General features: G+C 72.4%; 2 protein-coding genes. Both read right to left on the bottom strand.

Annotation, left to right across the window (positions count from 1 at the left end):
• Positions 1 to 7,626, bottom strand: a 7,626-nt coding sequence (locus tag AB0N03_RS51585) for an SDR family NAD(P)-dependent oxidoreductase (protein ID WP_364388821.1), incomplete at its 3' end; no start/stop codon positions are given.
• A 26-nt stretch (positions 7,627 to 7,652) separates the two neighbouring features.
• On the bottom strand, positions 7,653 to 9,879 hold a 2,227-nt coding region (locus AB0N03_RS51580), incomplete at its 5' end, for an SDR family NAD(P)-dependent oxidoreductase (RefSeq protein ID WP_364388819.1).

Raw genomic sequence — 9,879 nt, 5'->3', positions numbered from 1 at the left:
AGCGAGGGCCCGGACTGCGGACAGGCCGTGCGCGGTGTCCCGAGCCATGACCACGGCCCGCTGCTCCAACGCGGCCCGCGTGGTCGCCAGCGACCAGCCCAGGTCGACGTTCCGGCCGGCGAACTCCGCCATGTACTCAGCCAGCCTGGCAGCCTGACCGGCCAACGCCTCCGGCGTGCGGGCGGACAGCAGCCACGGGCTGAGGCCGTCGGGAGCCTCGTTCAGGACGTCGACCGAGTCAGGAGCCTGTTCGAGGATGACGTGCGCGTTCGTGCCGCTCACCCCGAAGGAGGATACACCGACCCGTCGCGGCGCGCCGGTGTCCGGCCACTCCTGTTGCTGGGCAAGCAGTTCCACCGCTCCGGCCGTCCAGTCGACCTTGGGGGTGGGGTTGTCCGCGAACAGCGAGCGGGGGAGCACCCCGTGCTGGAGCGCCAAAACGGTCTTGATCACGCTGGCCACCCCGGCCGCCGCCTGGGCGTGCCCGATGTTGGACTTCAGCGAACCCAGCCATAGCGGCCGGTCACGATCCTGGCCGTAGGTGGCGAGCACGGCCTGGGCCTCGATTGGGTCGCCGAGTGTGGTGCCGGTGCCGTGCGCCTCGACAGCGTCCACATCGGATGGTCGCAGTCCGGCGTCGGCCAGCGCGGCCTGGATGACCCGCTGCTGGGACGGCCCGTTCGGGGCGGTCAGCCCGTTGGACGCGCCGTCTTGGTTCACCGCCGATCCGCGCAGCACAGCCAGGATCTCGTGCCCACGGGCGCGGGCGTCCGACAGCCGCTCCAACAGCACCAGACCCACACCCTCGGACCAGGTGGTGCCGTCGGCCTCGGCGCCGAAGGACTTGCAGCGCCCGTCCGGGGCCAGCCCGCGCTGGCGGGAGAACTCCACGAACGCCGTGGGCTCACCCATCACGGCCACACCACCGGCCAGCGCCATCGAGCACTCGCCCGAGCGCAACGCCCGAACGCCGAGGTGGATCGCCACCAGTGACGAGGAGCACGCGGTGTCCACCGTCAGTGCCGGGCCGTTGAGCCCGAGCGTGTAGGAGATGCGGCCGGACACGACACTGGTCGCGCCGCCCACGCCGAGGTGGCCCTCCAGGCCCTCGGGCACCGGACCGGGGCCGCTGCCGTAGTTCTGGCCGCTCGCGCCGGCGAACACGCCGACATCCAGGCCACGCAGACCCGCCGAGTCGATCCCGGCCTGCTCGAAGGTTTCCCACGCGACCTCCAGCAGCAGCCGCTGCTGCGGGTCCATCGCCAGGGCCTCAAGCGGGGAGATCCCGAAGAACTTCGCGTCGAACCCGCCGGCGTCGGCCAGGAACCCACCCTCGCTGACGTAGGACTTGCCCACGGCGTCGGGGTCCGGGTCGAACAGCGAGTCCAGGTCCCAGCCTCGGTCGTTCGGGAACGGCCCGATCGCGTCGGTGCCCTCGGTGACCAATCGCCACAGGTCCGCCGGGGAGGTGACGCCACCGGGCAGTCGGCACCCCATGCCGACCACGACGATCGGGTCCTCGCCCAGCGGCGCGGCGACCACGACCGGCGCGGCGGCCGGGGCCGCCCCGACACCCAGTTCGGCCAGTAGGTGCGCGGCGGCCTCCAGCGGCGTCGGGTGGTCGAACACCATGGTGGCCGGCAGTCGCAGGCCGGTGGCCGTGGCGAGCCGGTTCCGCAGTTCCACGGCGGTCAGCGAGTCGAAACCCGCGTCGCGGAACGCCCGGCCGGGGGAGACCGCGTCCACGGTCGCGAATCCCAGCACGGCGGCGGCCTGTTCTCGGATCAGTTCGACCAGCAGGCGTTCCCGGCCTGGGCCGTCGAGCGTGGTCAGCCGGGCGGTGAGCCCGCCATCGCCGACCACGGGGGCGGCCGTGGCGGTCCGTCGGCTCGGTTTGGCCAGCCCGCGCAGCAGGACGGGTGCGTCAGCGTCCAGTGCACTGCGATCGATGCGCATTGGGACGAGCAGCGCGCGACCCGATGCCGTGGCGGCGTCGAACAGGGCCATGCCCTCGTCGGCGGTTAGCGCGGAGATACCGCCCCGGCGCATCCGGTCGTTGTCGGCGTTGCCCAGCGCGCCGGTCATCCCGCCGTCCTGCGCCCATAGGCCCCAGGCCAGTGACGTGCCCGGCAGACCGGCCGCGAGCCGGGTCTGGGCCAGTGCGTCCAGCCAGGCGTTCGCTGCGGCGTAGTTGGCCTGCCCGACCCCACCGAGCACACCGGCCGCCGAGGAGTACACCGCGAACAGCGCCAGGTCGTCGTTGCGGGTCAGTGCGTCCAGGTGCGTGACCGCGTCGATCTTGGGCCGGAAGACCGTGTCCAGGCGCTCCGGGGTCTGCGCGCTGAGCAAACCGTCGTCCAGCGCGCCTGCGGTGTGCACGACAGCAGTGAGCGGGTGCTCGGCCGGGATCGAGTCGAGCAGACCGGCCACGGCGTCCCGGTTCGCCAGGTCGCAGGCCGCGATGCGCACGTCTACCCCGAGCTCTGCGGCCAGTTCCGCTGCACCGGGCGCGTCCTGGCCTCGGCGGGAGACCAGTAGCAGATGCTGTGCACCGTGCGCGGCGACCAGGTGCCGGGCGGCCAGCGCTCCCAGCGAACCCGTGCCGCCGGTGACCAGGACCGTGCCCTCAGGGTCGAGGGCACGCGGAACGGTCAGCACGATCTTGCCGACGTGTCGACCCCGGCTCATCCAGCCGAACGCCTCGGGCGCGCGGGTGATCTCCCACGCCGAGGTGGGCAGCGGACGGATCGTGCCCGCCTCGAACAGCTCGACCAGCTGGGCCAACAACTCCTGGACCCGGTCGGCGGATGCCTCCCCACCCAGGTCGAACACCCGGTAGGTGACGCCGGGGTGCGCGGACGCGACCTCGTCCAGCTCACGCAGGTCGGTCTTGCCCATCTCCAGGAACCGGCCGCCGTCGCCCAGCAGGTTCAGCGAAGCGTCGATGTGCTCACCAGTCAGCGAGTTAAGCACGACGTCCACACCACGGAAAGTGTTGGCGTAGGTCAGATCGCGGCTGGAGGACAGCTGTCCGGCCGGGACGCCCAGACGCTCCAGCACGGCGTGCTTGCTCGGGTGCGCGGTGCCCAGGACCGTGGCCCCGAACGCCTGCGCGAGCTGCACGGCCGCCATACCGACGCCACCGGCGGCGGCGTGCACGAGCACGGTTTGCCCGGTCGCGAGGTGGCCGAGGTCCTGGAGGCCGTACAGAGCGGTGAGGAACGCGATCGGCACCCCGGCGCCCGTGGCGAACGACCAGCCTTCTGGCATCCGGACGACCGTTCGATGGTCGGCGATCGCCAGCGGCCCGTACGCGCCAGGGAACATGCCCATCACCCGGTCGCCAACGGCCAGGTCACCCGCGTCCGGCCCGACCTCGACGACCACACCGGCACCCTCGGTGCCGATCACCGCACGACCCGGGTACATGCCCAGAGTTACCAGCACGTCGCGGAAGTTCAGTCCGGCGGCCCGCACCTCGATGCGAACCTGACCCGGTTCCAGCGCGGCCGTGCCGGACTGGTCCGGGGTCAGCGCAAGCGCGTCGAGCGTGCCCGGCCGGTCGTTGCCCAGCTGCCAGGACGACGTGCGCGGCACGGACAGCGCGGCGCGGGCCCGAGTCAGCCTGGGCACGTACGCGGTACCAGCGCGCAGCGCGAGCTGCGGTTCGGTGGACGTGAACGCCGAACGGACGTCGGCACCGGGTTCGGCGTCGACCAGCAGCACCCGACCTGGGTTCTCCGACTGCGCGGTGCGCACCAGGCCCCACACCGCGGCCGCTGCCGGATCGGTGACCTCACCGTCGGTGTGCACGGCCACGGCACCGGTCGTGATGACGGCCAGCTGGGCGTCCGACTCCTGGATCGCCGCGAGCACGTGTGCGGTCAGGGCGCGGGCGCGCTCCGGCCCGTCAGCGGGAACGTCCAGTCCGCGAGTGTCCACAATGGTCGGGCTGGCGGGGCTTTCCCCGGACAGCAGGTGTTCGGTCCACTCGACAGTCCACAGCCCGTCCGGAACGCCGGCGGCGATCGGCTCGGCGGCACGGAACGTGAGCGTGTCGACGTCTGCGACCGGGTGTCCGGCGGTGTCGAACAGGCGCACGGTGACGCCGTCATCGGCGGCGCGGGCGTGCACGCGGACCGTGCTGGCGCCACTGGCGTGCAGTCGCACCCCGTTCCACGCGAACGGCTGCAGCCCGGCCGGGCGTTCCTGGCCGTCCTGCTGACAGAAGTGGGTCGCGTGCAGGGCAGCGTCGAGCAGCGCGGGGTGGATGCCGAACTGTTCGGCCTCGGTTCCCTCCGGCAGGGCGACGTCCGCGAACACCTCACCGTTGCGGTTCCACGCGGTGTGCAGGCCGCTGAACACCGGGCCGTAGGCGTAACCGCCCGCGGCGAGCCGGCCGTAGAACCCGTCAGTGTCGATCACTTCGGCACCAGCGGGCGGCCACTCGGCGGGCAGCTCGGCGGTCGGGGTGTGCGCGAGCGGGGCGACAGTGCCGGTGGCGTGCTCGACCCAGTCGGCCGTGGTGTCGGTACGGGAGTAGATGCGCACCGATCGGCGGCCGTCGAGCTCCGCGCCCACCACGACCTGAACGCTCAGCGCGCTGCCCTCGGGGAGCGGCATCGGACGGCCGATGACCAGTTCCTCCACGACCGGCGTACCGGTCTCGTCGCCCGCCCGGACGGCCAGTTCGACCAGCGCGGTGCCCGGCACGAGCGCGGTCCCGGACACGACGTGCTGAGTCAGCCACGGCTGAGCGGTCGCGGACAACCGCCCGCTCAGCTGTACCCCACCGGTCTCCGGCAGCGCGACCACTGCACCCAGCAGCGGGTGCTTCGCCTCGTACAGACCGACAGCGCCGACGTCGGTGGTCTTCGCCGCGCGAGTGAGCCAGTAGTGCTCGTGCTGGAACGCGTACATCGGCAGAGTGGTCTGCCGCGCGCCGGTACCCGCGAACAGCGGACCCCAGTCGACGGTCGCGCCGCGCACGTGCAGACCCGCCACACCGGCAAGCACGGCCTGCACTTCGGGGACGTCCGCGCGCAGGGTCGGCACGAACACGGCTTCCGGCAGGCAATCCGCGCCCGCAGCGGTGAGCACACCCTCCGGGCCCAGTTCCAGGAACGTCCGCACTCCGGAGGCAGCCAGCGCGCGCAGCCCGTCGAGGAACCGGACCGTGCCCCGGGCATGCCGCACCCAGTAGTCGGCCGAACCCAGGTCCGCGACCTCACCGGTCAGCGTGGACAGGACCGGAATGCGGGCCGGGGAGTAGGTCAGGTTCGTTGCCACAGCACGGAAATCGTCCAGAATTGGGTCCATCCGGGGAGAGTGGAACGCGCGCGAGACGGTCAGGCGCTTGGTGCGTCGACCCTGCGCCGCGAACTGCTCGGCGACGGCGGTGACCGCGTCCTCATCGCCGGACAGCACAACGGAAGTCGGCCCGTTGACGGCCGCGAGCGCGACCCGATCCTCCTGCCCGACGAGCAGCGGGGTGACCTCGTCCTCGGTCGCTTCCACCGCGACCATCGCGCCACCGGTGGGCAGGGCCTGCATGAGATGGCCTCGAGCGCGCACGAGCGTGGCCGCGTCCTCCAGCGACAGCACCCCGGACACGTGCGCGGCGGCGATCTCACCGATCGAGTGCCCGGCAAGGAAAGCCGGTCGCACGCCCCAGGCCTCGACCAGCCGGAACAACGCCACTTCCAGAGCAAACAGGGCCGGCTGGGTGAACGCGGTGGTGTTCAGCAGCGCGCCTGGTTCGCCCAACGCCACCTCGGCGAGGCCGATCGCCGAACCGTCACCGGTCGGCAGGTCACCGACGGCGGCACAGGCTGCGTCGAACGCCCGCGCGAAGACCGGGAACCGCGCGTGCAGTTCCCGACCGGCCCCGGCGCGCTGACTGCCCTGCCCGGTGAACAGCACCGCCGTCTTTCCGGTCAGTACCTCGCCGGTGACGACCGTGCGCTCGGTGCGACCCTCGGCGAGAGCGGCCAGGGCATCCTCGGACAGCACTACAGCGCGGTGCTCCAGTGTGGACCGGGTCGTGGCGAGCGACCACGCGGTGTCCAGCAGCGGAGCACCGGCGGCCAGGTGGTCCCGCAGCCGGGCGGCCTGCTCGGCCAGCGCGGCTGCACTGCGGGCGGACAACATCAGTGGCACGATTCCGCCCGTGGCAACGGGTCCGGGCTCGGTGGCCGGCCGGTCGTCCACGCTCGGTGCGGGAACTGGCTCGCCAGGAGCCTGCTCGACGATCACGTGCGCGTTCGTGCCACTGACCCCGAATGAGGACACCGCCGCCCGGCGTGCCCGGCCGGTCTCCGGCCAGACCTGTTCCTGGGTAAGGAGTTCGACCGCACCAGCGGCCCAGTCCACGTTCGGCGTTGGGGTGTCCGCGTACAGGGTGCGGGGGAGCACCCCGTGCCGGATCGCCTGCACCATCTTGATCACCCCAGCCACTCCGGACGCCGACTGGGCGTGCCCGAGATTGGACTTCACCGAGCCCAGCCACAGCGGCCGGTCGGTGGGCCGCTCGCGGCCGTAGGTGGCCAGAAGCGCGCTCGCCTCGATCGGGTCACCCAGCCTGGTCCCGGTGCCGTGCGCCTCGACCACGTCCACGTCGGCCAGGCCGAGTCGACCGTTGGCCAGTGCGGCCCGGATGACCCGCTCCTGCGACGGGCCGTTCGGCGCGGTCAGCCCGTTGGACGCGCCGTCCTGGTTCACCGCCGAACCCCGGATCACCGCGAGGATTTCGTGCCCGTTCGCCTTCGCATCCGATAGCCGCTCCAGCAGAAGCAGACCCGCGCCCTCGGACCACACGGTGCCGTCAGCGCCCTCGCCGAAGGACTTGCACCGGCCGTCCGGGGCCAACCCTCGCTGCCGGGAGAACTCCACGAACGCGGTCGGCTGACCCATCACGGTCACCCCGCCCGCGAGTGCCATTGAGCACTCCCGCGCCCGCAGCGCCCGCACCGCGAGGTGAATCGCCACCAGCGAGGAGGAGCACGCGGTGTCGACGGTGACCGCCGGACCAGTCAGGCCCAGCGTGTACGAGACCCGCCCGGAGATGACGGACGCGGAGGCGTTGACGCCAAGGAAGCCCTCCATGCCCTCCGGCGCGTCACCGGGCCCACTGCCGTAGCCCTGCGGGTTGCTGCCTGCGAACACGGCGACATCCCGACCCTCCAACGACCTCGGGTCGATGCCCGCGCGCTCGAAGGTCTCCCACGCGACCTCCAGCAGCAGCCGCTGCTGCGGGTCCATCGCCAGGGCCTCACGCGGGGAGATCCCGAAGAACCCGGCGTCGAACCCGCCGGCGTCCGCCAGGAAACCGGCCTCCCGGACGTAGGAGGTGCCAGTGGCGTCCTGGTCGTCGTCAAACAGCGTGGCCAGGTCCCAACCGCGGTCGGCCGGGAACGGACCGATCGCGTCCCGCCCCGCGCGCACCAGCTCCCACAGCGACTCGGGATCGCTCACCCCACCGGGCAGCCGGCACGCCATGGACACGATCCCCACCGGCTCCCTGGACTCGGCGACGAGCCGTTCGTTCTCGCGCCGCAGCTTCTCGTTGTCCGTCAACGAGGTCCGCAGTGCGTTGACGACGCTCTCCGGCGATGTGCCCGTGCTCATGTCCGCTCCGCTCCGCATTCTGGACTTCAGTCTTTTCGGTCGCTCGTGTCGCGCATCGCCCGCTGGACCAGTCCGGCGAGGTCCAGCCCCGCGATGGCGTTCAGTTCCTCGTCCACTTCGCCGCGCTCCGGCTCGGCGGCCGGGCCCGCGACGCTCAGCAGCACGTCCAGCACACCCAGTTCCTCGAACCTGGCCAGCGGCACCGAGGCCAGCGCCCGGCGGATGTCGTCCTCCCAGTCGGCCACCTCGGCGGCGGTCACCGTGCCACCCGTGACCGCCGTGGCCGGGGCGAGCTCGGCGCGCAGCGCGCGGGCCAGCACGGTGGGCTTCGGGTGGTCGAACACGACGGTCGGGGCCAGCCGCAGGCCGGTCAGCGCGTTCAACCGGTTGCGCAGCTCGACGGCGGTTACCGAGTCGAACCCGGTGTCCTTGAACGCCCGGTCCCGCTCGACCGCCTCGGCGTTGCTGTGCCCGAGCACCGCCGCCGTCTCGGCCTGCACCAGCCCGGCCAGCAGTTCCTCCTGCTCGGCCGGGGACAGCCCGGTCAGCCTGGCCACCAGCTGCGCCCGGACGTCACCGCTGTCGGTCGCGGCCTCGGCCGGTTCGGTCAGCAGCGCGGTGACCTCGGGCAGTTCGCGCAGCAGCGGCCGTTCGCGGGTCATCGTGTAGCCGGGGACGAACCGCTCCCAGTCGATGTCCGCGACCACGGTCGTCGTCCGCCCGGTGCCGACGGCCAGTGCCATCCCGCGCACGGCCAGCGCCGGGTCCATCGGGCGGATGCCGATGCGCCGCCACTGCTCGTCCTCGCCGTCACCGATCATGCCGTGGCCGCCGCCCCAGCCGCCCCACGCCACCGAGGTGGCCACCTGGCCGCGGGCCCGCCGGTTCGCGGCCAGCCCGTCCAGGTGGGCGTTGGCCGCCGCGTACGGGGCTTGCCCGCCGCTCCCCCATACGGCCGCGCCGGAGGAGAACAGCACGAACGCGTCCAGTTCCCGGTCGCCCAGCAGCCGGTCGAGTACTCGGGCGCCCTCGACCTTGCCTCGGGTCACGGCCGAGTACTGCTCGACGGTCAGTTCGGTGACCGGCGTGGCGGCCAGCCCGGCCCCGGCGGTGTGCACGACGGCCGACAGCGGCTCGTTCCGCTCGGCCTCGGCGATGACGGCCGCCAGCGCGTCCGTGTCGGAGATGTCGCAGGCCACGATCGTGCACAGCGCGCCGAGCGTCTCGACCTCGGCGGCCAGTTCGGTCGCGCCCAAGGCGTCCGGACCCTTGCGGCTGGCCAGAACGATGTGTGCAGCGCCGTTTCCGGCCAGCCAACGGGCCACATGCGTGCCCAGCCCACCGGTGCCTCCGGTGACCAGGACCGTTCCACGCGGGATCCACTCCCGGCCGCCCGAGGACTCTCGAACCAGGCGTCGAGCGTGCAGCTTCCCGTCCCGGACGGCCAGCTGGTCCTCTCCGCCGGGGGCGCCGAGCGCAGCGGTCAACAGGTCGAGCGTGTCCTCGGACAGCTCGCCGGCGGGCAGGTCGACCAGTCCGCCGAAGGTGTCCGGCCCGTCCAGCGCCAACACCCCGCCCAGACCCCACACGGCGGCCTGCTCCGGTTCGGCGGCCTCATTCGCAACGCTGACCGCGCCCGAGGTCACGCACCACAGTGGCGCGGTGATGCCCCGGTCGGCCAGCGCCTGGACGAGCGCGGTCGTGCCGGCGGCGGGCTCGCCCTCGACTTCCCAGGACAGCAAGGAGACAACCCAGTCCGCGTTCTCGGACCCGTCGAGCACCTCGGCCAGACTGTCCCGAGTGAGGTCGGTGGCCTCGACCGGCACGACGTCCGCACCCCGCGCGGCCAGTCCGGCCAGTACCGAGCGCATCCGGTCCTCGGCCGCCTGCACAGCCGGTACGACCACGAGCAGCCGACCGGACGTGCGCGGCTCGGCACCGGGCACGGGTGTCCAGGTGACCCGGTAGCGCCAGCTGTCCAGCTGGGCGTTGGCGCGGCTGCGCCGACGCCACGAGGACAGCGCGGGTAGCACCTGCTCCAGCAGGTCCTTGTCCACGGCCAGATCCTCGGCCAGCGTGTCCGCGTCACCCTCGTCGATCGCCGACCAAAGCGCGCCGTCGGCCGTGTCCGCATTGCTGGTCGGGTGGGTGGGCTTGGGCCAGTAGCGTTGGTGTTGGAATGCGTAGGTGGGTAGGGGGACTCGTTGGGCGGTTGGTAGTACTTGTGTCCAGTTGATGTGGATGCCTCGGACG

Source organism: Amycolatopsis sp. NPDC051061 (assembly GCF_040682935.1).
Taxonomy (GTDB): domain Bacteria; phylum Actinomycetota; class Actinomycetes; order Mycobacteriales; family Pseudonocardiaceae; genus Amycolatopsis.
This window is presented reverse-complemented; position numbering and strand designations above follow the sequence as displayed.